General features: G+C 35.6%; 21 protein-coding genes. All 21 read right to left on the bottom strand.

The features are described 5' to 3' along the window. Positions 1-53 precede the first annotated feature (53 nt). The 21 genes from FDY99_RS15585 to FDY99_RS15485 all read right to left on the bottom strand — a co-directional run bounded on the left by FDY99_RS15585 (position 54) and on the right by FDY99_RS15485 (position 24,297). Positions 54-5,213 (bottom strand): helicase-related protein, encoded by a 5,160-nt coding sequence (locus FDY99_RS15585; RefSeq protein WP_042279187.1) that lies wholly within the window; start codon positions 5,211-5,213, stop codon positions 54-56. After that, the gene (locus FDY99_RS15580) at positions 5,210-5,890 is read right to left on the bottom strand and encodes a hypothetical protein (RefSeq protein WP_034975921.1); all 681 of its coding nucleotides are present in this window, start codon (positions 5,888-5,890) and stop codon (positions 5,210-5,212) included. Before FDY99_RS15580 ends, FDY99_RS15585 begins: the two co-directional genes overlap by 4 nt. 79 nt (positions 5,891-5,969) lie before the next feature. After that, positions 5,970-7,952: a hypothetical protein gene (locus FDY99_RS15575; RefSeq protein WP_051879934.1), complete on the bottom strand. Its 1,983-nt coding sequence runs from the start codon at positions 7,950-7,952 to the stop codon at positions 5,970-5,972. A gap of 17 nt (positions 7,953-7,969) precedes the next feature. Next, positions 7,970-8,677 (bottom strand): hypothetical protein, encoded by a 708-nt coding sequence (locus tag FDY99_RS15570; protein WP_034975922.1) that lies wholly within the window; start codon positions 8,675-8,677, stop codon positions 7,970-7,972. Continuing rightward, complete coding sequence (locus FDY99_RS15565) at positions 8,670-9,542, bottom strand: M23 family metallopeptidase (RefSeq protein ID WP_051879935.1); 873 nt, start codon at positions 9,540-9,542, stop codon at positions 8,670-8,672. The genes FDY99_RS15570 and FDY99_RS15565 overlap by 8 nt, the downstream gene beginning before the upstream one ends. Before the next feature lies 1 nt (position 9,543). Then, on the bottom strand, positions 9,544-11,535 hold the full coding sequence (locus tag FDY99_RS15560) for a type IV secretory system conjugative DNA transfer family protein (RefSeq protein ID WP_034975924.1): 1,992 nt from the start codon (positions 11,533-11,535) through the stop codon (positions 9,544-9,546). Further along, entirely contained in the window at positions 11,535-11,891 is a 357-nt protein-coding gene (locus tag FDY99_RS15555; protein WP_028123307.1) for a hypothetical protein, read from the bottom strand. Before FDY99_RS15555 ends, FDY99_RS15560 begins: the two co-directional genes overlap by 1 nt. Before the next feature lie 10 nt (positions 11,892-11,901). Then, positions 11,902-12,771 carry a DUF4138 domain-containing protein gene (locus FDY99_RS15550; RefSeq protein ID WP_028123306.1) on the bottom strand — a complete coding sequence of 290 codons (870 nt, stop codon included), beginning with the start codon at positions 12,769-12,771 and terminating at the stop codon, positions 11,902-11,904. A 4-nt stretch (positions 12,772-12,775) separates the two neighbouring features. Beyond that, on the bottom strand, positions 12,776-13,984 hold the full coding sequence (traM, locus tag FDY99_RS15545) for a conjugative transposon protein TraM (RefSeq protein ID WP_028123305.1): 1,209 nt from the start codon (positions 13,982-13,984) through the stop codon (positions 12,776-12,778). Continuing rightward, positions 13,980-14,333 carry a hypothetical protein gene (locus FDY99_RS15540; RefSeq protein ID WP_028123304.1) on the bottom strand — a complete coding sequence of 118 codons (354 nt, stop codon included), beginning with the start codon at positions 14,331-14,333 and terminating at the stop codon, positions 13,980-13,982. The genes traM and FDY99_RS15540 overlap by 5 nt, the downstream gene beginning before the upstream one ends. Before the next feature lies 1 nt (position 14,334). Further along, positions 14,335-14,949, bottom strand: a complete 615-nt coding sequence (gene traK / locus FDY99_RS15535) for a conjugative transposon protein TraK (RefSeq protein WP_034975926.1) — start codon at positions 14,947-14,949, stop codon at positions 14,335-14,337. A 54-nt stretch (positions 14,950-15,003) separates the two neighbouring features. Then, on the bottom strand, positions 15,004-16,239 hold the full coding sequence (locus FDY99_RS15530) for a membrane protein (protein ID WP_034975928.1): 1,236 nt from the start codon (positions 16,237-16,239) through the stop codon (positions 15,004-15,006). 2 nt (positions 16,240-16,241) lie between these two features. Continuing rightward, a complete protein-coding gene (locus FDY99_RS15525) occupies positions 16,242-17,072 on the bottom strand; it encodes a hypothetical protein (RefSeq protein ID WP_034975929.1) in 831 nt (276 codons plus the stop codon). A 6-nt stretch (positions 17,073-17,078) separates the two neighbouring features. Then, a complete protein-coding gene (locus FDY99_RS15520; RefSeq protein ID WP_034975931.1) occupies positions 17,079-17,744 on the bottom strand; it encodes a hypothetical protein in 666 nt (221 codons plus the stop codon). A 1-nt stretch (position 17,745) separates the two neighbouring features. Then, complete coding sequence (locus tag FDY99_RS15515) at positions 17,746-18,432, bottom strand: hypothetical protein (RefSeq protein ID WP_034975933.1); 687 nt, start codon at positions 18,430-18,432, stop codon at positions 17,746-17,748. Positions 18,433-18,443: 11 nt separating this feature from the next. Beyond that, on the bottom strand, positions 18,444-19,169 hold the full coding sequence (locus FDY99_RS15510; RefSeq protein WP_228374833.1) for a hypothetical protein: 726 nt from the start codon (positions 19,167-19,169) through the stop codon (positions 18,444-18,446). After that, on the bottom strand, positions 19,156-22,230 hold the full coding sequence (locus FDY99_RS15505; protein WP_040995599.1) for a TraG family conjugative transposon ATPase: 3,075 nt from the start codon (positions 22,228-22,230) through the stop codon (positions 19,156-19,158). The genes FDY99_RS15510 and FDY99_RS15505 overlap by 14 nt, the downstream gene beginning before the upstream one ends. After that, complete coding sequence (locus FDY99_RS15500) at positions 22,202-22,516, bottom strand: DUF4133 domain-containing protein (RefSeq protein ID WP_040995597.1); 315 nt, start codon at positions 22,514-22,516, stop codon at positions 22,202-22,204. Before FDY99_RS15500 ends, FDY99_RS15505 begins: the two co-directional genes overlap by 29 nt. A 1-nt stretch (position 22,517) precedes the next feature. Continuing rightward, on the bottom strand, positions 22,518-22,838 hold the full coding sequence (locus tag FDY99_RS15495; protein ID WP_394344551.1) for a DUF4134 domain-containing protein: 321 nt from the start codon (positions 22,836-22,838) through the stop codon (positions 22,518-22,520). Between the two features lie 135 nt (positions 22,839-22,973). After that, positions 22,974-23,567, bottom strand: coding sequence for a hypothetical protein (locus FDY99_RS15490; protein ID WP_040995594.1), 594 nt, complete (start codon positions 23,565-23,567; stop codon positions 22,974-22,976). A 61-nt stretch (positions 23,568-23,628) separates the two neighbouring features. After that, the gene (locus FDY99_RS15485; protein ID WP_040995592.1) at positions 23,629-24,297 is read right to left on the bottom strand and encodes a ParA family protein; all 669 of its coding nucleotides are present in this window, start codon (positions 24,295-24,297) and stop codon (positions 23,629-23,631) included. Positions 24,298-24,307: the final 10 nt, after the last annotated feature.

Here is a 24,307-nt window from a genome sequence, read left to right as displayed (position 1 = left end):
GTACTAAACAATCAATATAAATATATCTTACTAAGCTATATACAAATAAATAACTACCTTCTTCGGACAACATTCTGAAAATTATCTAAGTAAATATTCTCTTTTTGGTTTAATACTTTATCTATAAAATCTACTGTTGTTAAATTGTTATATAAAACTGTATTTTCCCTCGCTCTTTCTCTCACATAATTTCTATTTTCATTCGCTTTAAGCTGTTCCTCTTTTTCTATTCTGTATTGAACTACTAAATTTTCTCTAACTGCTGGAAGCTCTTCCAGCTTTTTATCCAGTTCCGCAATTTTATCTTCAGTCATTTTGGTTTGATATTCAATTTGAGTAACATCTATTCCTTTCTGAGCTAAATTTTCAATTACTTCTTGTACTTGAACTTTATGAAGTTCAATTGTTTTTTGATATGATGGTAATTGGGTTGCCCAATATTCAGCATTTGCATCGCCATTTTTCGAATAGCCTTCAATTCTATTATATGAATGCTCGGCTTGGGTTACCAATTCTTTTACTTTCAAAACATCTTCATATTTTCTCAGAACAAATGCACTATCGGCCAAATGTTTATTTTTTTCACTTTCAATCTTCTTTTTAATGAGTTCGATTTCGATATTGGCTCTGGTTTCGGGATTGGTAATGATGGAGGTTTTTAATTCTTGAGTCCTGATGTCTGAAATATCCAAAACATCGGCTCCTTTTTTCATTGCTTCTAAATATCTTGCCTGTTTGGATTGCAGTTTTTGAAGCATAAACACATCAATACTGTCATTGGTCAGCATAAAATTAACCCGCACATTTTCGTTCTTGTTTCCTTGCCTCCAGGCTCGTCCTTCCACTTGTCGGAGTGACGTAAAATTATATGGCAACGTAAGCATATAAACATCGGTTGTGTTTTCCTGAAGGTTCATTCCTTCCTGAATGGCTTCACTTCCAATAACTACTTTTATTTTTCCTTCATTAAAATCATTTTGAATAGAAATTCTTTGGTTTTTATTGGTCGCCCCGGTAATGATTCCGATTTCTTCGGGTTTGTAACCAATTTCTGTTATGAGATATTCTTTTATTTTTGGAAACTGAGCAACTGCTAATTCAGAATACACAATTTGTCCTGAGTCAGGAAGATCTTTTTTGTTCTGCCTTATCAAATCCATCGTGTCTTTTAACTTCGGAGAATTTTCTATGAATTTTTTTATTGAAGGTTCTTCGCCATCATAAAATGGCGATAAATACGGTGAAATAGCAATCAATCTGGCATTGAGAATATGTGTTAAAATTGCTCCTTTTTCAGTCTCACTGAAATTTTCATTGAGCAGCTCATACTGTTCTCTTGTGAGATCATTCTGTTCAATTTTATATTCTTTGTTAATTTTGTTGGGACGAATTAATTCAGGATTGTCTTCTTCTCCTTTTATATCAATGAATTCCGAAAGTAATTGTTGAAACAGCGAATTATTTTTAAATCTCCGAACGTTGGCTTTAAATTTCACATCACCCTTTGCATCAATTTCCATATCATTATCCGCTTCCATAAAGGTCTCGAAGAAAGTATTGACGTTGAAATATCCCGATTCTTCTAATCTTTTATTTGCTATTAAAGAAAGAATGGAATAATATTCCAAAGGCTTGTTGGTAAAAGGCGTTGCGGAAAGCAAGGTCACATTTCTTCCGTCGTTTTTGTCTTGAATGTACTGAGCTGCCATCCAGGTATTGATTCCCAGTTTGGAAGTCTGTTGGTTTTGACTTCTAAAATCGGACGCAAATCTTCGGTCCTCAATTTTTACTTTTCCTACAATATGATTGGCATTGTGAACTTCGTCGTAAGTCAAATGGTCGAATCCAAAATCTTCCCAGTCATAGATTTTACCACGCTTCATTTTTCCCTCAATCTCCTTTTCTTTCTGAAACTCAATTTGGAGGTCTCTTTCGGTATTGGTAACGCCCTTCATTTCACTTGCAGAGATGTAACTGAATTTTGACGAAAGTTCTTCGGTTATTTCTGATGAAAATCCAATATTGTTAAAACCTTCATAAGTAACGATGGTTATTTCTCCGTCTTTATTATCAAATTTTGAAAGGTCATAATCTTTCCCCAAATTCCCTAAAACATTAACTTTCGCGTTGGGAATCGTTTCAAAAATCGTTTCCACCCATTGTTTCATAATGCTGTCATTCGGAACTACGATGATTGGTCTTTTCGCATTTCCTCTTTCCATTGCTTCGTGCATTGAAAGGATTCCGGACAATGTTTTTCCATAACCCACTTCGTGCGCTAAAAGTCCTACGCCTTTTGTGGTCTGTCTTCCGATTCCCGCCTTCTGAACCTCTGCTAATCTAAATTCCTTTCCTTTGAAATTCTTATGAATCTTTGAAAACAATGGGAATTTAGAATAATCCGGAACGTGGATGTTATTGTAATTGCGGTTAAAATCTTTTACAAAACGAGTTCTAATGTCATCTGATAATTCTTCACGTACAAATTTGTAAAACAAATCATTCGCAGCAGCTTTTCGTCTTTCTCTGACTAACGCATTTCTCTCCTTATCGCTTCCTGTAACTGTTTCATTATCTACAAAGCTTCGCACTTCCCAAGCTGAAGAACCCGCAAAGGCTTCACTTGACAAAGTGCCTACAAAGTCTTTGAATCTTTCCGCAAGATTGTAATCTACAATGACTGATTCGGTACGTTTTGTAATATGATTATATTGGTCTTTTTCTATTTGGCCTAACTCAAATTTGTGCACGAACTCGTGGTTCGGACTGATATAAATTTCATCTAAAGATTTCGCTTTTGGTAGAACATTTTCTAATAATGCTTTTTGTTTTTCGTACTGATTTTCCGTTCCACCAACAGCATTTTTATCTGCAAAATCTTTTTCGAGCTGCTCTAACTTCGCATAAATATTTCCTTCTGCATAATAAAAATCGTGAATCCAAACTCCATCAGAATAATTTGAAAATTTGGAATGTTTTTCGTGATTGTTGAGCGTTCCATCGTAAGATGTATCTCTGAATGCTTCAATTTGTTCTTTCGTAATGTTTGAACTATTTTGCAAGGAAGTATTTACAATTTCATCCTGTTTGGAGAATTGATATTTTAAAATTCCTTTCTTTATGGAAGGCTCCGTTTGGACTTTATATTCCTTCTCAGTTCTCGTATTGTGAATAGAAATTATTCTATCACTTTTTTCTATCAATTCTTTTAATTTTTCTTCTGAAAACGATGCTGGTTTTGTGATTAAATCTTCGCGCAGTTTTTCATACTTTCTTATTTCAGTCGTAATGGTGGGAGATTTAAACTTGATGTTATTGAGTTTAGAAAGTACCAATTCAATTTTTTCTTGAGTTTCTGTTAAATTCAACTCATCTATTTTCTCCGCAATAATTTCTTTTTTTACAGGAACTTTTGTAACAGAATTGGACTCAGTATTTTCTAAAAACAAATCTTCAAAAAGATTTCCGATTCTCTCGGTTTCTTTTTTATTTTTAAATTGTTCAATCTTAAAGAGAGCTTCATCCAAATTTCCGTGGATATAATTTTCCAAACGCCCAAAACGATTGGTTTTCTCACGGTTTTCCCCGAGAACTCTTGTGTGATTATTTTCAAAATATTTGGAAATATCCGCAGAAATCTGGTGATTGTTTTTTTTGAGAATGATAATATCCGTTCCGATTTGTGTTCCTGCAAAAGCGCCATTGGGTAAACGGAAACCTTCCAAAACACTAGCATTCTGTAAATTCTTTTGTCGGTTGAGCCAACCTGATGGAAGAACCATCGCCAAAACGCCGTTGGGTTTCAAAGAATCTAATGACCGTTTAACAAAATAATCTTCGTATTTTGAAATTTTAGGTTCTTCGCCTAATCCTTTGTAAAGCCCACGATGTTCGCCATAAGGCGGATTTCCGATGACCAAATCATATCTTTCTGAAAAATCTTTTGAGTCTTTTTTATTACCTCTGTCATCAATAAATTCAGTTTCAAACGAACGAAGGTTGATCTCGACTTCGGGATGTAGAATTTTTGCAATTTTCGCCGTGGTTTCGTTGATTTCAAAGCCTGTAATTTTAGAATTTACAGATAATTCGCGAGTGGCATAGATAAAATTTCCTGTACCAACGCTGGGTTCTAAAACAGAAATTTCTTTTTGAGTTTTGAAATGGTCTTTGATTAAATTGCGGACTGCATCGACAATTTTATCTTGTGTGTAATATTCATCTAAAATCCCTCTGCCTTCTTTTGCGGTTCCGCCACTTTGGAATTGATTGCAGATTTCTTTTAAATCATCCGTGACTTTCAGATTTTCTTTGAGAAGAATTCTGTTGTCATTAGAAACAAAACAAGCTGCAGAAACTACTTCCGCAACTTGTTCATTATTAAGTTTTCGCCCTTTATATTTTGAAATGAGAACATCTAGCTCTACCTTATTTGTTGAATTTTCACTTACCTCGGAAGGTCTTCTATCGGATCTTCTTCTATCGGATATAGCTCTCCCGGATACGATTCCGCCCAAGGAATATTCTCTTCCCTCATTTTTTTCATCATTTTGCGGTTGTGTTCCTCCATTGGATCCTCTTCCTCGGTTTCGGTTTCCCAAATCGCTCCGTTCTGTGCCTGCAAGTCCATTTCCAGCATTGTTGCTGCCCACTGCTTGTCCGCTTTCGTAACTTCCGTTTTGCTCGGATTGGATTTTTGAGCCAAGTTCTCCAGTGTTTTGTTCAGGTGTTCCGTTTCCCACTTGCTGAGGATCGGATGTTGTTCCGGATTCAATTGCATTGCTTTCATTTTCAGAAATTTTTGGTTCAACTAAATTAGTATTTTTATCTTGAAAATTGAGTTTATTCTCTAAATATTCGGTCAGGTCTTGATTCCCATTTTCAGAAATTTCATACAACGGACGAACGTCTTTGATATTTTTGCCATTAAATTCTGTAAGAATTTTTCTGGTTATTGCATTTCCTGTTCTGTCCCCGCTCAGACATAAAAACATTTTGCCATCATAATTCTGGTATCTATTGAGGAACTTTTTGCTATTGGAACCGGAATTTAAGGTAATAATTGTTCTATTATTGACTTGCTTGTTCAATTGAAGAAGCTCCAAGAATGAAAGCATATCCTTACTGTTTGTGAAAACAATAAGTTCCTTTTTATTTCCTTCAACTACAGAAATGTCATCATTTATCTCATTAAAAAAATCTTCATCTTTCACTTTTTTCTGTTTTTTATGAAGTGGTTAAATTCAAAAATTTCTTTGGCTTCACTGTCCCAGTTTTTTCTTGATATTAATTGAAGCGTCACGAATATGTCCGTCTTTTTATTGTAAGAATCAATCCTTTCGAGCCTTCCGTGGTAGTCCTTTTCCGCGTGTTTGTAAATAGAGTACGGTAAAATAGTATCCGTTGGATAAATGTAAAACCGGGTGTACATCCAAGGTGAGTTGATTTCAAATCGTTTGTATTTTTTCTTAAACAAAACCGTATCATTCAGATTTTTTCTGTTTCTGTAATTGGGGATTTTTTCCTGAGAAAACAATGTTCCTCCTTTTTTCTTTTCAACCGAAAGCGGCTTTTGTTTCTTTATGATGTCTGACAGAATAATTTTGCCGGGATTTTCATTTTCAATAGTATAGCACAATGAATCTTTAATGAAATAAATCTGTTGGGTTATTTCGGGAGCATCAACATCCGGAATCCTTTCTATTATGGAATCTCCTGAATAATTAAGGCTTGACAAATGAAAACTTTGGATATTGTTCAGATTTTTGGAAACATCAAAATATACATTGGAGACAACATCGATTCCTCCTTTTTCGGATTTGATTTCTTTGTGGCAGGAAGTGCTTACAAAAAGAAAAAACAAGCTGGGTAGTATTAAAAGTTTTTTCATAGATATAGGGTTTAAAAAAGCGGCAGCCTAATTAATTTGACTTACCGCTGGGAAATAAATGATTGGTTGTAAGTGTTATCTATCGTTTAATACTTTGTTCTTTCACGTTATTTTTTTCGTGCTTGTTGTCTTGTTCCAAACCTTCTAAAGGCTTGTTGGTATTGATTCTGTTCATATCAGAATCATACAGATTCAGATTTTTGTATTGCGGATTCAGCACCGCTTTGCCTTCTATTACTTTATCATCCAATTCAAATTTTACCTTCACGATATTTCCTTTTTCCAAAGATTTTATGGTACTTTCCTTCCATTCCGGCTTATCGAAGATCAGTTTGGATTTTTCTACGATCTGAGCCGTATCAACTCCATAATTTTTGTAAAAATTCTGGAAATTGTAATTTCCTTTTTCGGTTTTGGGTTCGTTAAAATTCAGTTTGGCAAATGCAGGTTCTATTTTTTCTGTTTTCGGATTGTGAAATTGTATTTTTACCGTACGCCCTTCCAAAAGGTTGACTGCTTCTTTAGCAGTAAATGTATTCACCCTGTTAACAGGAAAATTGTGGGAGATAACGTCGCCATTTGCTTTAGTGAGTTTAGCATTATAAAAATTCATAAAGACACTTCCATTTTCTATCTTATTGAATTTTAACGTGAATTCCATTTCATTTCCGGGCATCGTTTTGTCGGAAGTGGTTTTAATTTCGAACTCTTTTTCGGGAGCATTAATTCCGTTTTCTAAATCTTTGTGCAGTTGTTCTCCTTCTCCGAAACCAAGATATTTTAATTGAAATTTCGGATACTGAGATGGTTCATATTCGTTCTGTGTTTCCATAATGTTTGGGGTTTGATTGTTAAATTTTATATCATTCATTGTTAATATTCTGTTTCTTGAAAAAACATTTTCATCCAGATAATTTTTTAGAATTTCACCGCTATCCAATAATTCGTAGGATTCCCCATATAGCTGTTTTTCCAATAGGCCGAAAGCCAATTCGTATTTGTCATTTTTTGACAACGTATGACCATCAATAACATTTGGGATTGTGTCCATTTGTGCCTTTGTAAGAGAATAATCTCCATCTGTTGTTCCGAATTCCATTTTCTCTGAATAAGCTTTTCTTTGGCTCGCTGTGATCTGCAAGTTCTCCAGTATGAATTCGTTTTCTTTCATAAAGATCCTGTATTTGAGAATATCATTTTTTTCCTCTTCGGAAAGTTTCGGATAAAGATTATTTTGCACCGCTTTTGCTTTTAAGTCGTTTTCGACATAGCTTTTGAATTCGTTCAAACTTTTTGGAGCATCATAAAAATCTCTCATACCTGTCCATTCTCGCCGACCGTACGGTAATGTATATTCCTGAGTTTGCAGATCATAGCTGTAATACCTATGACCGCTTGGACTCTTCAGCGAGCCACTCCCATCATCGTAATCGTTCCAGGTCCAGCCGTCCGGAAGGTCAGATGCAGGGGTTAAATTTTCTTCAAAGCCTTCATCTGAAAAAAAGTCTGCATTTTCTTCCAGATCAGTCATTTCAATTTGATGAACCCCTTCTAATGATAACTTTACAGCTTCAACTTCATAATTTCGATAATGATGAGCTTGCTTTTCATCAATTTGCGTATAGGTCAATCCGGAACTTAAATCAGTTTTTTTCTCCAATTCCTGAGCCCAGAGATCAGAGAGAAATTTCTGTTTTATGGACTCATTACTTATAGCAATTTCAGTAGACTCCCTGTTATTTTGCAAAATCAAATGTTTATTGGCTAGTTGCTGCTTTTCAATAAATCTGACTAATTCAGCGGTAGTATTAAATTTATCCTCAATAGGGAAACCCTGATTTGAATTGAAAAATGTTTTCAATGTAAAATTTGAACCTTGAATAAATTCTTTTCCCTTAGATTGATGAATTGCCATAAACTTTTTCTCTCTATCGGTAAACAGCCTCTCTCCGTCCCGAAAAAACTGTTCAGGTGAAGTGTTTTCAATTTCCTTCACAAAATTTTTATAAGCCTTCGTTCTGGGAACTATATTCTTATCAAACCAGGTTAGATTGTCTTCCATTTTTTCCACCTATTAAGCTATCTTCTAAAACCTCTTGACTTTGGTATTTCCTCGTCCTGCTCTTGGCTTTCCTCATCTCTCATTCGATTGGCATCCTGATAGACATCAGGGTCGTTCACATTTAGTTGTAAATCTGATTTTTCCTGCTTTTGAGAGTGATTTTGCTTTTCAGAGATTCCAGCAACTGTATTAAATTCTTTGGATACAATATTCAAATCATTCGTAATTTCTTTTGCCATTTCTGGGAACTGAACAATTTTATCTTGCAGAAAAGATTTAAGTTTTAGAAGTTCTGCTATGTAACGGTTAAGTTCTTCTGTATTTTTTTTATCTGCAATAATTGCGGTCAATTCTCTTGCATTTTTAATGAAATCAAATTCAACTACTTTTTCGGTCTCTTTGTCAAAAATGAAAGCTTTTTTTTCGAAACTCAGTTCATTTTCAGATTTAGAAACATTCTTGACATCAGTATATTGAATATTATTTTTACTGTTTTCGAGGATGTCAGAAATACTTTTATCTCTTTCCAAAAAGATGACCTTCAGTTTAGTATTATTATCAGTCAGCTGAAAAGTCGCCCTGTTTTTGTCGTGGTCTGCAACGATGGTATATCCTTGCAGAAATTTCTGAACATCCTCTATATTTAGCTTTTTAGAGAAAGAATTATCCTCATTAATAATTCCGTATTTTTTCAGTTCATCGGTAGGTAAGGTTATGTTATTCATTGTATGTTGCTATTAAATTGTTTACTTTTATGAGGTCATTTAAAAAATGAGAAGGATTGATGTTTTGTCCGAATTCTTTCACCGAAAAATGCAGATGTGGTCCTGTGGAGTTTCCGGTATTCCCGCTTTTTCCGATGACAAATCCAGCTTTTACTATTTCTCCAGCTCGATAATACATTTCTGAAAGATGTAGATAGGAAGTTTCGAAACGGTTAAAATGTTTTACCTTTATGAAATTCCCTCCGCCTTTAGAATCCCAACCGGTTGCTGTAACAATTCCATCCATTACAGAATAGACATTCTCATAACTGGCTTTAAGGTCGATGCCGTTGTGCGTTTTTTTTGTTCCGAAAATAGGATGAGTTCTTGTCCCATAAGAAGATGTAATGGTGATCTTGTTTTTAAGAGGCATTACAATTTTTGAAAAAGATGCTGCAGGTTCGTCTACAAAATCATACGTTGTAAAAAAGTTTTGTTTTTTTGATGCTTTCTTTGTTTCTTCTACTCTATTTTGTGCTTGCAGCATCAAAGAATCTTTCAGTTTTTCAAACTCATTTTTTCGTATTTCTTTTACACTGCTATACTCTTTAATCAGTGTTTTCAGTGAATCTATTTGACTCGTTAACCACTTCGTCGAACCTTTGGTTTCATTTTTTAAATCTGATTTTGTGGTGATATTTAAAACTTGCTTCCAAGATTTCTTAGCCTTCTTTTGTTTTACCGGATCTTCAATATTAGATTTTTCGGATACCTTTGGATTTTCAGATTTTTTCGGTATTGTTGGTGTAATCGTATTGAATTGGGCAAAGCATAAGCAGCTGTAAAACAGCGCCATCAATGTAAATGTGTATTTTAGTTTTTTCATTTTACGCAGCTTTAATATTTTCATTCACAATGAGTTCCACTTCTTTGTTGATCTTTCTAAAGTTGGTCATCAGCACTTCTTCTTTGCGGTTAACCCCTTTTTTATCTACAAAAGAGTAATAAGATGGCATTTTAACATAGTTTTTTTCTTCTTCTTGAATCGCTTTCATATCCAGGTTAATTTTACCACTAATTGCAGACGTTTTATATTCCTCAGCATCATTTTCTTCTCCCTGTGCGATCATTCCAACCATTTCTCCGGTTTTCAGAGCCGCAATTTTTCCGGCAGGAATCATATTGTCCATCTTTTCATTAATACTGGTGGTCGTCCCTTGCTGTGAAATTGATTGTGAGTATGATTTCTGTTTAATTTTCCCAAATAGTTTTTCCAACCAATCCAATGTATTTTTGTCTCTGGCAGAACCGGAAATAATATTTCCAACAATCGCAGAAATAGTATCTGCAACTTCTTTTTTGTAGAACTGTCTGAGCTGCGGAATTTCTTGTAATCCAAGCATTACAGCAACTTTATTGCTTCTTGCAGTGGCCACGATGTTATCAATTTTATGAATATAAATCGTCGGAAATTCGTCTGCGATAATTCCTCCCGGTAAATTGTGCTTGGAATTGATCAATCTTAAAGTCCTGTTTAACACCGAGGAATAAAGGGCTGAGTTAATATCCTGTGTTCCCGGATCTGATGCTAATATGATAATGGATGGATTTTCACGATCAGTAATCTTCAATTCCACTTCATCTCCCGAAAACACCCAAAAGCTTTCTTTAGTTGCCAATCGGGAAAGGAATATTTTCAAAGTTCCAATTTGTCCTTCCAGCTGATCAAACGCTTTGTTGTCATACGCCGTTTTGAAAGGCGAAAGCAAAGAGAAAATTTCTTCGTTGGTAAAAAGTGTGTCAAAAATTTCTTTATAACTGCGGTTCATAAAGGAAAGAATATGAGGCAGATCAGAATATTTTCCATTTTCAAATGTTGCAAAAAAATAAATACAGGAAGACAGAAAATTGATGGCGGATTGGGTAAAGAAAGCTTCAGAACCACCTCCGGAACTCGAACCTCCCTTCTGTAGAGATGAAACCATTGATTCTGCCATTTCCTGGGCTTCTGCTAAAGTTTGGATGTACTTTTTGTGAAATGGATTGACTCGTTTTGATTTTTCAACCTCTTTCAGATTAATGACGTGGAAATTGTAATCGTAGTCTGCTTCCTTACTTTTTTTCAACAAATAATGGTAGTATGCAATCTGTGCTAGATCAGGAAATTTAAAATCGTAGATGCAGAGACAGAAACCTTTTGCAATCATTTGTCTTATGGCAGGATTGATCACACCAAAAGATTTACCAGAACCTGGTGTTCCAATGACCATCGTTCCTCTAAAAGGATTGATGTTCATCCAACCTTTATTGCTTTTGTTTTTGTAACGGAACAAGTATGGAATATTGATTGTGACATCCGATGTTACCAATTCCTGATTTTGGTCGAAAGATTCTTCTTCAACATTCCATCGGTCTTTTCCCATTTTCTGCTGCATCAGTTTTGAAATACTATCTGCACCCATTTGAAGAATAACTGCCCCTAAAAAAGAAAGAACTGCATAGATTCCCTGATAGAGATTAAATCCGGGAAACACTCTTGGAAGTTTTTCATTTCCTGCCTCATTCTGCCAAACCAGTGAAGAAAAAATCATCAGCAATCCCAAAATCATAGGAGCAATAATCTCTTTACTAATATTAAGGTCTTTCTTTTTCTTGGCTTTTGTTCCGACAGCCACTAATCCAATCAGAATCAATGTTGCAAATTTGGCATTGATAGGAGGGTAGATAAAACTCAACTTTGAAAAATTTTTCAACAAGTTTGATACTACCGGAACATTGGCATTAAGGTAGAAAAGCGAAGCACAATCGAGTGCTACGACTGCGTACACCGCTTTTTGTAGAAAGCCATAGATCTTTATTTGGTGTTGTTGCTCTTGCATTAAGAATAATTTTCGAAATATTGATTCAGTAATTTGTGTTCTTCCAGTAAACTATCGTGTAGCTTCTGTTGCCGTTCCTGCAAATTTTTATGATGTTCCTGTATTTTAACAAGTTTGGCATTCAACAGATTCAATTTATTTATTAATTCATTTCCTCTTTTTTCGACACTCTCGATAATGTATGAGTGACCTGGCTCTTCAGATATTTTATCACACCAATCTTTAAGGTTTAACACCCTTTTATAGGCAATGATAAATTCTTTTCGTTTTTTATAAATAATAATTATAGCAACAGAATGGTAGGTAAATAGTAATATCACCAGTGCAAAACACAGCATAACTGTAAAATTTTCCATAGTCTTAATATTAAAAGGTATCTGCTTTCAGAATATCTGAATAGTTGACTTTCATTTCTATGGTGCGCCCCGAGAGCTGTTCTTCAATCAAGCGAATCATCATCACTTTACTGTTTGGGTAAGTGAATTTTTTGAAAACATAAATATTCCTGAAATTTTTTCTGAAGTGTTTCTGCGGATTGAGCTGTAAAATGGGTGTTAGATCTACACTTTGGTTATTGGTGGCTTTGTGTATTTTTTTGTCTTCCAAGGAGAATTTCAAATCCTCAATATCATAGTTCAGATTAGAATTATTCTTGATGGTCATATCTAAAAAAATATAAGCACTCATCACATAGACATTATTGAGCTGGAAGCTGAGTTTTAGATTTTTTTCTTCTCTAATCGGATTTTTTTCAGATTTTTTTCGAATAATATCCATCGAAAATTTTCTCAGTTCAAGATTAGAGAACACCATTTTATCAAATTCTACAGGCTGCATCGCTTCGGGCTGTATATGAATATTGGTAATCGTATTGAGGTTATCCTGATTTCTATGCACCACTTTATACTGTGCAATGAAAGATTGTGCGACAACGGTAATGATCCCAATAGTATTTCCATTAACAAAAACGGAAGGTATATTGATTTTTCCTTTCTCGTCAGAATCAGGATGGTCTGTGATCTTTATTCTGGCAATGTTTGTAGAAGGCAAATCTCCAGTCAGTTTTTCTGTTGACAAATCCACGTACTGAATGGGCTCAGGCGAGATAATATGCAGGTTGATGCCTTCGGTAATTTCAATCTCAGGTAAATCGGAAACAATCTGTTCTTTGGTTGCAGTTTGAGCCGTGAAAAATTGAGCTGTGAATATTAAAAGGGTGTATAATAAAGTTCTCATTGTTTTATTTTTTTTGTTGGTTTTGTGAATCTTTCAATTGATTTTCGTCGATCAAAAAGACATATGAGTTGTATTTCAGTTTTGCTTTATTTTCTTTGATCAGGTTGGCAATAGATTTAGATGTTGATGTAAACAGGCTGGATCCAATGCTTGAGAAAAATCCTTTTCCGCCCATATCCATCTGAGTTCCTTGTACTGAGTTACTTCCCATTTCCCGCATCATATCTCTGAAAACGCTTTGCGGAACGTACAATCCCTTCATCCCGTCAACATCATAAATCGAAAGATTGACAGGATAGATTTCTCCTTTTGTGAATACAGATACAATGTTGAGATTGACTCTCTGCATTGAAAATCCTGAGATTTGTCCGTATAATATCGAACCTTTGATTATTTTTTTGTTCCCGACAAAGATGTCTTCCAACAATCGGAACCTAATCCTGCTTCCAAGAAAGCCTTTGTTATTTTCGTCAATGACCGCTTTGATAAAGCTGTTTTCTTTCTCCTTATAGAAAGCATTGAAACCACTGTTGATTCCGGATTTGCTCACATTGAAAGTTGAATTAAGAAAATCTTCCATTTTCTCTTTATTGGACTTCAGTTTTTGTTCTGCTGCGAGTTTACTTTGGTACTCAGGATCACGGGATTTTTCTAAAGAATCCATCACGAGCATTTGTTCTTTCAGATATTTTACAGGGTCTGGTTGGACACTTTGTGTCTTTTCTTTTGGTGTATCTGCGTATTTATCTTCTTGGTTCCCGTAAGATTTGTCATTCAACATTTTAATGATTTCTGAAGACCTGTTGTAATCTTTGTCATCCCTCTGTGATTGATTTGGTTTGTAATACGAGGATTGATTTTCTTTTGCCTGGTATCTGTTTTGTCTTCCGTTTTCTGCTTTTAAGGAGTCAATTTTTCTTTTTTGGTCCAGTGACAATTGGTCATCATAGTTCAATAAACTATCTTCTTCTTTATCCAAACCACCAAGCATCGTTCTGTTATCCTCTTTTTTGAAAAAAGCATCATACGCATCATTTTTGGTCATAATGGAATCTTGCGTATCGCCGAGTGATAGTGACAATTCTTTTGGTTTATTTTTTTCAGAAGTATCTTCTTTGAGAAACTGTGCTCCTACGTAGCCGAAAAGAAAAAGAAATGGCAGAGCCAAAAGAGGCAGAACATATTTTTTTTCTTTAAAATTTATTTTTTTAATGTCCATTTTTTAATTTTTGGTATTGGTTGAACAAGTAGTCAATTCGTAAACTGTCTTCTTTTTTCAGTGCGTTTTTGTCTCTTTTCACTTTTAAAGTTTTCAGTTCTTGTACTATTTTTTCCATCTCTTTATCATTGTTGACAGATAGATTTTGACTCGACTTATTTTTAGAATAGAGAACCGGAGGTCTTATTTTAAATGCTGTTTCGGAAGGGAAAAAGATACCTTGAATTAGAGACCCTATAAATGAAACCGACAGTAGAATCATTGAATACGTGAAGAATTTCTTTGGATTTTGAACTGCCCACTGCAGCCATTTCTGACCCTTTTGTTTTAATGTAGTTTCCATTTTAGTAAGAATTTTTATTTTGATTGGACAGTTCCTCGTTATTGATGATTCGCCAGTTTTTAAGAATCACACCGTGAGGATTATTGGGACTTCTGATGATGTCTTCAAAGAAACCTTCGGTGATGAGCTTCCTCGTAATGACAGAAGATTTTCTTGTGATCATCTGCTTACCGAAAAAGCTAAATTTCTTTTGTTCCATACTAAGCGTAATCGAATCGGTATGGATACTGACCATCGAACTGGAAGCTATTATTTGATTGTAAAATCCTTTTTCCCTTAGGTTCGTATATTCCTTTTTTCCGCTGTCATCAATAAGATACAATGACTTTTGAATATTATCCTTGATATAGGTATCATCGGGAGCGAGTGTGAAAAACAATCTGTGGAATAATTCAATTTGAGCTTTATATTCAACAGGTCGGTTCAGCAGGACATCAGTCTGCTTGGCAAGAACCGGAACGCCATTGTCTAAAATGTAAATTGATTTTCTGGAATCCTCGATCATTCTGTATGCAAAGAAAAATCCGGCAATGACAATGAAAACAGCAAAAGCAATGGTGGATAAAGAAATGACCTTGTTGATCTTGATTCTTTGTTCTATATTTTTGATAAGCATCTTTATTTTAGTTGTTGGTTGATAATGTTTGGTTGTTGGTCATTCGTACAACATTTATTTTCCTTTTTTCATCGCTCTTTGAACTCTGCCTGATGCTGAACCTGCTGCTGCACTTGCTGCTACAGAAGCTCCTCCTGTTTTGGCAGCCAATATTGCTGTTTTAGCACTGCTTGCCATTTTTCCTGCTGCACTTTTCATTTTCGTCATTGCTCCCGCCCCTCCTGCAGAAACAATACTGTCTGCAATGGTTGGGGTCATTAGTACTCCGATTCCCGTAACAACATAGGCAACACAGGTGAAAAGCTGATTGTAGATCATTCCGGAGTTGCTCACATAGACCATCAAAGCGTCTAAGTTGGTAATGGTTCCATTGGATAATAAGGTATCATACCTTTCGATCTCCATTGTATAACCGGAAGCGATCAATTGCTGACCGATGTTGATGATCGTATAGGCAACAAAAGTGTAAAGATTAATGTTGATGAATTTTGATACCCAACTGTATAATGAATTTTCAAATCCGGGAATAAGAGCCATTCCAACAGCTATCGGCCCCAAAATAATTAAAATGTAAGACCATATTTTTTGAATGAAGAAAATGAGATATACACAAATCCGAAGAATGGAAAGACAACAAAATTCAATGAGTTCTGCTACTAATTTTTGCATTTGGAACTCCATTCTTATCGACCATTCCTTGATGGGCTGAATGAGTTTATCCAATCCTTCGCTGATGTCATACCACGAATCATCCGCATCTTCAGTAGTATTCTCAATGACTTCCTGTTTGGCATCTTCTTCCGCCTTTAATTTGATGACAGCATCCAGTAATTGTTGCTGCTTTTTAAATCTCTCGACCCGTAAATCATTGACTTCCGATTCTATATCGTTGAAAATTGAGATTCCGGGTTCGGCAATGGCCTCAAATGGCGCTTGAATCATACTGACAAATCCACTCCAGTAAACAAGGGTAAATCCGATAAGAATTGGTTTCAACATCGGTGTGATTTCCCATTCTCTATCTCCGGCTGCCATTTGCCAACCCATGTACCCGAGGTACATCAGAGCGCCTAAACCGCCTATTGCTTTTCCTACCAAAGCTGAACCGGCGGCGCTATCCTGCACACTGTTGTCCAGTTTTGTAAAAACTTCCATAAACCACTTTTCAAAGGCACCATCTCCCTTTAAAAATTGGAGTAGATTGCTGTAATCACCGTCTGTCTGGGCGAAACCCATAACAGGTAAAAGAATTGTTAATAAGCAAAAAGTTAATGTTATCGTTTTATTCATTTTTAAAATCGGTGTTTATAATGATTCATCAAATTTTGAACAATTTGCTGGTCTGAAGCGGGTGTCCAACCAGGTGGCAAAGCATAATTTGAATGGTTCTTTAAAATATTTTTGTAATCTGTAAGAAGTGTTGTCTTGTTATTGTAATCCCTTAACTCTCGCACAAATTTTCTCCATTTAATAAGGGTTTCGTGGTACATAATGAACCGTTTTCCTCTTGGCATATCCATACTTCTGGACATTGCGTATTTTTCTTTGATGAGATCCAGCTCTTCCTTAAGCCTTCTAATGGTTCCTGTCGTATTGAGCGTTTCAAACGTTTGTTGGTCTTTCAATCTCCATTCAATAAAATTTTGTGGATGGTCGGGGAATTCGGTAATTGGTTTTAACATTCGTTTGTAATACAAAAGCCAAAGAGGATCGGCATCAACAGTAGCGGACGTCCAATGGGCAAAATCCTGAACACTTCTTTTATGAATGGTATCTGAAGCTGCTTTTATTTTTTTTGCTTCTTCCTCCTGAAATTTTAACTGGGCGAATCTCTGATTTTGCACCCCTGTAGGTTTTAATGGTCGAATATCTTCACCGTCTTTATAATCCCTGTTGATCTTTGGAGCCCATATTCCCCAGACTGTTGCGTAGGCAAAATTGGTTTGGATTCCCAAAAAATATTTTGGATATGGTCTCCAATCTCCCCAATCTTGAAAGACAATTCTTTTATGTTGAGCAACAATGGAAGGGTCATTCAATCTCTTTACACTCAATTGTCCAAACACAGTGGCTGTAAAAAAGAGCAACTGAAATAGACTGATTTTTTTTAGTAGATTTCCCATAATTTTTTAATTAAAGAGGTAATGGTATTTAGTGATGATGTCGCCAACAATGGCTTTGTCTATATTGATGTAATTGCGGAGAACCGGAACCTGATACAGATAAGGGATTTTCTTGGCATTCTCTAACCGTAAATTGATGTACAGAATATTTCCGTTGATATTTCTGACACGGGTAAATATCTTTTCAATAAGCATTTCCCTATCCATTGCATCCATCAGAAAATCTTTGTCTTCATTGAGAATATCCTGGGTAACTTCCTGCTGAAGCTTCATCGTCTGCTTGCCTATTTCAACATAATATTTTGAAATGAGTACGGAATATTCAGGATGCTGCGCTGATAGATCCAGCATTTTATTGGAGTTCGTCACTATTTTACCTAAATATTGATAGAGATAAATAAGTTTCTTGCTCTGGGTCAAAGCTGAATTCACATTTTTCAGTTGTTGATAGATATACTCCTGAATGGCTATGATCTGCGTGATTTTATTGTTGATGTCATCATACAATTCTTTTTGCTTTTCATAGGAATCCAAAAAAGCTTGTTCGCTTCCCAATCGAACACCGTGATTTACGGTGATCTGCGAAAGGAGTTTATCATTAATGACTATTTGCTGGCTTTTTACCGATGCAACGGAGAAGAATAAAACTCCGGAAAGAAATATTTTTTTCATTTTAGAAAGATTTGATGTGACTCATTATGTTCTCAACCACCTGCTTATCTTTGTTGACATAATATTGAAAGGCTCTTTTATTGCGTTTTACTTTGGCTTTAATATCCCTTATCTTCAGAAGCATATGCGTGGAATTCCTGCTCAATGTTTTTATTTCGCCCAAAGCATATTCTAATAATACTTTACGTTCTGATTTTTCCATTTGATTGATGGCTCCGTAAGACAAAATGATCCCGGTTACAAGCCGTGTTACCATTTGCAGATCATCAACAAACTGAACTTGGGAAGGCAAAACGGATATAATGGAATAAGGAGCATCGTTTATTTCATTGATAATAGCAGTCTGATTGTTGGTTATTTTTGTTATTTCCCTGCTCATTGCTATTCCTGTTGGTATGGCTTGAATGGCAAATGAAACAATTCGCAATCTGTCCTGAACTTTGGTGATTTTTTCTTTAAAATTGTTCCATTGGTTTCTATTGGCCGTTTCTACGGTGGCATTCGCAATTTGTTTTTGTCGCATTTCTTTTTGCCTGTCGTGTTCTTTCATCGTGGCATTGATTTCTATATCCATCATCGGAAATGATACATTTTCCTGTTGCCATGCTGGTGTAGAACCACCACCGGAGGATGTCAACACAAGATAAACAGCCGGAATAGATAGGCTAAGAAGAATCTTCTTTAACATTTTGTAATTTTTTAAAAATTCCGTTTGTACCTGTTCATTATATTTTCAACAATAGCTTTGTCTGTATTGATGTAGCCTGCAAATGGATTAATGGAATTCCAGAATCCTAGTCGATTGGCTTTTTCCAGTCTTAATTTAATCGCCAAAAGCCAAAGCTTCAGATTTTTGACGTTCCCGGAAATATTATGCAAGATTTTATATCGATCTCCTGCAGTAGCCAGATTCAGCTCTCCGGATGCGAGAATATCAGATACATCTGTCACGATCTTTAGACTTTGCTCATAGGTCTTTTGTGAAGCTTTCACCCCAAAAATGGCATACTCAGGATGTTCTGATGCTAGTTGTACCACTTGTGAGGAATAACTATAACATTTATTGAGATCTGAGTAGATCTCCTGTGCCTGAATTCCGTTTTGTAATGTTCCTGAAACTTCTTTCAAGCCTTTCAGAATTTTATTCTGAATGTCATTGGCTGCCACCATCTGTGTTCCTACCCAGATCTGAGCATCTTTTAACTTTGAGGTCTCTTCGATTACTTCATTTTGTTTGGCTTTTAGATTTTCAGAATACAGAATCATTGCCGCCGTTACGGTAGGGTCGATGTAAGTGTTTTGAGCGAATCCAATTGTCCCCCATAGGGAGAAAATGAGTAGAAAAACCTTCAATCTAATGTGGTTCGCCAGAGATGAAACGTAACGAAATCCTCTTGGAAAATTTATAGCTTTAAAGGTTTTCATAAGCGTAATTTTGTTTACTGATTAATTCTGAAAAAGTGATTTGGCGGTCTTCTAATTCCTGTGAGATGACTTTGAAAACATTCTTCCCTTTGTGTTCTTTTTTCATTATTCTGTAGAAAGAATTGATTTTTTTATCTAATGGATTTTGATATAAGTTCACGAGTGACACTAAGTTTTCCAGACTGTCTCCGAAGACTTTGAGATCACCAACTATTCTGCGCAATGCTTCATCATAGTCGCCATATTGATGTACATAATATTCAACTGCCGATTTCTCCGGTTTTTCTGTGGTATAGGTTAAATATTGCTCCAGAGATACTTCATTCCCATAGACCTCTCCTTTCGAACCTCTCTTTAAATAGAATTCTTTGAATCGGCTTCGCCCGAATTTGTTGTTGAGATTGTTGATGGTGAAAATCTTGTTTTGCTCTACTTTATTAAGTGAAAGAAGCGAAGCTATCTTGTCGAAATTATCTTTGAACTTCGTCTGATCCAGCAATATAAAAGTGTCCGAATTATTGATGATGGAATCTTTAACCACCGCATTTCCAATAATATCATCCAGTTCCTGCGTTACCACCACCGCTTCTCCCCAAAATTTCCTCACCGTTTTGTACAAATAAAGGATGTATCCTCCCATCAGTTTACTCGCAATGGCCTTCCACGCTTCTTCGATGATGAGTGCTTTTCTACGGTCTTTTCTTAACCTCATTTTCTGAATAAAGGTGTCCATAATAATGAGCGTTACTATCGGAAACAGTTTGGGATTATCCTTCACATTATCAATTTCAAAAACAATAAAAGATTCGTCAAAAAGCGTATTATCGGCACTTTCATTTAAAGTCGTTCCATACCTTCCGCCTTTGTAAAAATCTTTCAGGACAAATAAATAGGTGCGCAGATTGAATTCCTTCTCTATAATATTGTGTTTTTTATTATTTAGGTAAATAGGAAGAAATTGATCACAATAATCATAAAACCCATTGAACGAAAGTTCTGTTACAACCAGCTTTTCTTCCAGTTCTTTTATTTTTCTGATAATGGCTTTTCTAAAGGATTCATTCCATTCTTCAGCTGATCTGGGTTGCCTGATGATGTCATTCGACTTGATTAAAATTAACTGTGTCTCATTGTATATTTTCCTTCTTTCTTCATCGTTCAGCGTGTCATACGCTTCATAGACTTTATAGAAATTTTCACTTTCATATTCAGGATTATTGATGTTCTTATCGGGATGATAGAATTTTAACAATTTTCTTCCCGCTTCTTTTATTTCATCGGAACTGGCATCGAAAGTAATTCCCAAAATGTCATAGTAAGTATGCTGTCCTTTGGCTTCATTCTCATATTCAGAAAAAAGATCATCTTCGTGAATGTTGTATTTACCTAGATAGAGAATGAGTTCTTCAGAAGTTTTATTTTCATACCACTGTGTTCCTGAGTTGAAATACTGATGGTAATACGACATCAACACATTATCTAAAATGGATTTTTGAGCGGATGACATTGCAGCATCGGGACCTTGCCAAATCAAGAAAATCAAGTTGGTTAAAAATTCGATTTTTTCGATATTAAATTCTTTTTTATCCATCAGAAAAGGATTCATTGTAATGGGCTTTTCTTCGGTATATTGAATGTATCTTCCTCCTTTATATTTACAAGTTCCTGAATAGGAATCTCCTGTATCAACAATCACTACATCATAATTGTAGGTCAAGTACTGCTCGATAATATTGTTCATTAAAAAACTTTTGCCTGAACCACTAGGTCCGAGAACGAACTTATTTCTGTTATTAATTCTTCCTGTTTTCATCGGTAAATCCGAAGGATCTACTTTTAGCGGAACGCCTTGTCTATCGGTAAATCTTAAATAGAAATTGGATTCTTCATTGACGGGGTAACTTTCTTTAAAAAAAAAACACAAGGCCGCTTCGCTTGTCGTCATAAAAAGATCATATTCCCTAAGTTCTGTTCCATTGCCCGGAATTGCCGACCGCCAAAGTTCTAACTGGTTGTAGGCATTTTTAGAAACAATGATTCCTTTTGTGAAAAGCTTATTTTCAATCATCGACTGAATGTTTTCCATTTTTTCCAGTGTCTGGGCTGAAAACAATATTGAAAAATGAGCATTGACCACCAATTGCCCATCAACAGCAATATTATGAAGCAGAGTCTGAATTTCATCTGCTATAATCGCATTGGAAGGAGAATTGTTAGCTGCTCCTTCGTGCTTTTTCTTCTTTTTATCAAGCTCCCTTTGCTGTTGCGCCTGAATTGGAATAGTAATAATCTGATTGTATACAATGGTCTCATAATCTTCCAGTTCATTGATAAAACTAAAATTATCAACTGCTGTTTCAGCAGCTGCACCGTTACCGCCGAGAACAGAATAAGGTTCAATTTCTGAGGGCAAATCAATGTTTTCTACATCCACGTAAGAAATATTTTTTACGAATCTGTTTCCGATCTGCAAAAATTCGTTGGTGCTTTTTATATTATCGAATGTTGGAGATTCGGTAAACTGCATCGACAGAACTCCCGAAATGTAGTATTCAAAATCTTTCTCAAATAAAAACTGAGGTTCGCAGTCATTCTGCTTCAAAAGCATCAATACTTTTTGGCATTTGTCCCGAAGTTCTTTATAGCTTTTATCGGAGAAATTGTATTGCTTTCTTTTCTTTTTCAGTTTATCATCGATGATATCTGTAAACAAAAGCACCGTTTCGATGGTTTTGAAAAGTCTGCCGTCAAAATGTTCCGAATATTTTTGTTGTAGAAATTGGTTGGATTGTTCAGCGGTGTATTTTTTTTTGGAAAAAATATCGAGCTTCTGAACGATTCTCCCCTCTCCAATGATCGATACCACCTGATTTAAAACCGTGTGAAAGTTGAGATAGCTATCCGGGTCCGCCGAGTACTGTTCTACGATGTTTTTTATCTTGATCCCGATAATAGGGTTTCCGTATTGTCCGAAAAGAACATCAAAATCCCAATTGAAATCCTTTCCATAATCATAACCTATAAAAGGAATGCTAAATGCCTGTTTTTTTGTTGTTGCCATTCTTTAAAAGTTTATTACTGCCTAACCTTTTTGGAAAAATTAAGATGTGATCGAAGTTTCTGGTTTTGTCATACAAACCATATTTATCCTGTCTTCTGAAGATGAGATAAACTCCGCCTGCGGTGACTGCAAGACCAAGTAAAGAGCCTAAGAGACCGAACTTTGAGAGTACCAATGCTGAAATGACCCCGCCACCGATAACACCGACTGCGTAAAAGATGTATTTCCCTTTGAGTCCGAAGAATACAAGGGGCTTTTTCAGCCCCTTATAAAGGTAGAATCCCATCCTATGCAAAGAATGCTGTTACAAATTCCGGAACGACAATCAGGAAGATCATTGCTCCTCCATAACCAAGGATCTCTTTGTTTACGTCCTGGTCACCATTCGTCCATTTATTATACACTCGGAGACCTCCGATAAAACCGACCAATCCTCCTACTGCTTTCAAGATCAGCTTGACCGGATCCCAATAATCAGTGATATCACTTGCTGCATTCGAGATTGCCGTTGCTCCACCTTGGGCAAATGCGGGAGTTATCGCCATAATTGCCAAGGCTAGGGTTAGAACTTTTTTTGTTGTCACGTTTTTTGTGAAAATATTTTTCATCATAATTCAAAAATTTTATAAAGGGTTAATAATCAATTGAGTGTTAAATTTTGGGAATAGGAGTCCCGGACAACGGATGGGAATCCGCTGTTAAGTCTAATAATCAGTACGTTAGATTTTGTTTAAGTTGGCTAACTACATAATGGATTGATAAACTTTGTATCCGTCGTAGTTCGCAACCATTTGAACCAAGGTTTCAGAAAGATTAAGCATCGCCTTCCAATCTTTTATTCTGGAAGTTTCCTGGTCTGCACTAACCGTGATTGGGTTTTCGCTAATCACTTCGTTAGGTTTCTGATTTTCCTTTTCTGTTGATATTTTTTCCTTTTGGTCAAAATACGCTTCGCTTGATTCAGCATTTTCAGGATCAGGTTGGTTTTCAATTTCGGTAAAATCCTTTTTGGGTGCATTGTCCGGTTCATCCAGATCTTGTTCAGATTCAAATAGTCCCCTCAAATATTCCAGATCTTGTCTTTCTTCATTTCCTTCAGTGTAATCAGAATGGATTAGATTTTTATTAAAGGATTTGGGAGTGTTGAGATTTTCTACATCTTCAATCCCTATAGTTGCAGTAAGATCTTCGTACTGTTCGGAAATTTCGGATAAAGAAAATTCCTCCGTCTCTTCTTTGTAGGTTTCTTTTTCTTTCTTCAGAAACAGATCGTATACAATGTTACCTGCATAATACAACACGTAAACAGCCAGAATAGTAAGTGAAATTTTTATCATTTTTTATTGATTTAGTTGTCAGTCAATCGTTGTCGTTTGTTGGTATTGAATCTTTGATTTTTTACCTCTTTTTAATCACTTGTATTTTGATTTTTGAGGTTTCATTGATATATTTTATAAGTTCATCGAATGTATGTTCTACTGCATATTTTTGCTTGCCTATAAGGCTTCTGGTATTAATAGTTTGTAGGCAGTTTCTTTTAAATACCGGGCTTGGCAGCAGCATTCCATATTTTGCGAGCTCAATGTCCATTGCTTCCTGATTCAGATACTTGTAGCCTTTATCATATTTGGAACGGATAAATATTCTTTCGGCCTCACTTTCCAGTAGTCCCAGCATATTGATGAAGACCAAAGTCGATTTTACAGAAACATCGGAATACTCAAAAGGTGTTACGATAAAATCACTGTATATGAGCAAATCACTGTATTTTGCATCGAGCGTTCCGGCCAAATCAAAGAGATTGATCTCATCGCTTTCTTTTAAATTAATGAGAGTTTCAAAGTCTGAAAAAGGCTGCTCTTCTTCCTCGCCAATAATTTCTACATCGTACAATTTTGGAATGTCCAATAGCTCATCTTCTTTCCATTTGTGATAGAATGATTTCTGATAATCAAAATCGAAAACATTGAGTTTTCTTTCTGAAAGTGCGGTAATGTAATTGGCAAAAGCGATGGCTAATGTCGTTTTTCCGGTTCCTCCTTTTTGGGTAGCAAATGTGATGATCATAGGTTTTAGT

Origin of the sequence: Chryseobacterium mulctrae, from assembly GCF_006175945.1 — a bacterium.
GTDB lineage: Bacteria > Bacteroidota > Bacteroidia > Flavobacteriales > Weeksellaceae > Chryseobacterium > Chryseobacterium mulctrae.
This window is presented reverse-complemented; position numbering and strand designations above follow the sequence as displayed.

Coding starts and splice junctions, on each gene's coding strand:
- FDY99_RS15580 (WP_034975921.1), bottom strand. CDS start 5,890: ATGAAAAAACTTTTAATACTACCCAGCTTGTTTTTTCTTTTTGTAAGC.
- FDY99_RS15575 (WP_051879934.1), bottom strand. CDS start 7,952: ATGGAAGACAATCTAACCTGGTTTGATAAGAATATAGTTCCCAGAACG.
- FDY99_RS15570 (WP_034975922.1), bottom strand. CDS start 8,677: ATGAATAACATAACCTTACCTACCGATGAACTGAAAAAATACGGAATT.
- FDY99_RS15565 (WP_051879935.1), bottom strand. CDS start 9,542: ATGAAAAAACTAAAATACACATTTACATTGATGGCGCTGTTTTACAGC.
- FDY99_RS15560 (WP_034975924.1), bottom strand. CDS start 11,535: ATGCAAGAGCAACAACACCAAATAAAGATCTATGGCTTTCTACAAAAA.
- FDY99_RS15555 (WP_028123307.1), bottom strand. CDS start 11,891: ATGGAAAATTTTACAGTTATGCTGTGTTTTGCACTGGTGATATTACTA.
- FDY99_RS15550 (WP_028123306.1), bottom strand. CDS start 12,771: ATGAGAACTTTATTATACACCCTTTTAATATTCACAGCTCAATTTTTC.
- FDY99_RS15540 (WP_028123304.1), bottom strand. CDS start 14,333: ATGGAAACTACATTAAAACAAAAGGGTCAGAAATGGCTGCAGTGGGCA.
- traK (WP_034975926.1), bottom strand. CDS start 14,949: ATGCTTATCAAAAATATAGAACAAAGAATCAAGATCAACAAGGTCATT.
- FDY99_RS15530 (WP_034975928.1), bottom strand. CDS start 16,239: ATGAATAAAACGATAACATTAACTTTTTGCTTATTAACAATTCTTTTA.
- FDY99_RS15525 (WP_034975929.1), bottom strand. CDS start 17,072: ATGGGAAATCTACTAAAAAAAATCAGTCTATTTCAGTTGCTCTTTTTT.
- FDY99_RS15520 (WP_034975931.1), bottom strand. CDS start 17,744: ATGAAAAAAATATTTCTTTCCGGAGTTTTATTCTTCTCCGTTGCATCG.
- FDY99_RS15515 (WP_034975933.1), bottom strand. CDS start 18,432: ATGTTAAAGAAGATTCTTCTTAGCCTATCTATTCCGGCTGTTTATCTT.
- FDY99_RS15510 (WP_228374833.1), bottom strand. CDS start 19,169: ATGAAAACCTTTAAAGCTATAAATTTTCCAAGAGGATTTCGTTACGTT.
- FDY99_RS15505 (WP_040995599.1), bottom strand. CDS start 22,230: ATGGCAACAACAAAAAAACAGGCATTTAGCATTCCTTTTATAGGTTAT.
- FDY99_RS15500 (WP_040995597.1), bottom strand. CDS start 22,516: ATGGGATTCTACCTTTATAAGGGGCTGAAAAAGCCCCTTGTATTCTTC.
- FDY99_RS15495 (WP_394344551.1), bottom strand. CDS start 22,838: ATGAAAAATATTTTCACAAAAAACGTGACAACAAAAAAAGTTCTAACC.
- FDY99_RS15490 (WP_040995594.1), bottom strand. CDS start 23,567: ATGATAAAAATTTCACTTACTATTCTGGCTGTTTACGTGTTGTATTAT.
- FDY99_RS15485 (WP_040995592.1), bottom strand. CDS start 24,297: ATGATCATCACATTTGCTACCCAAAAAGGAGGAACCGGAAAAACGACA.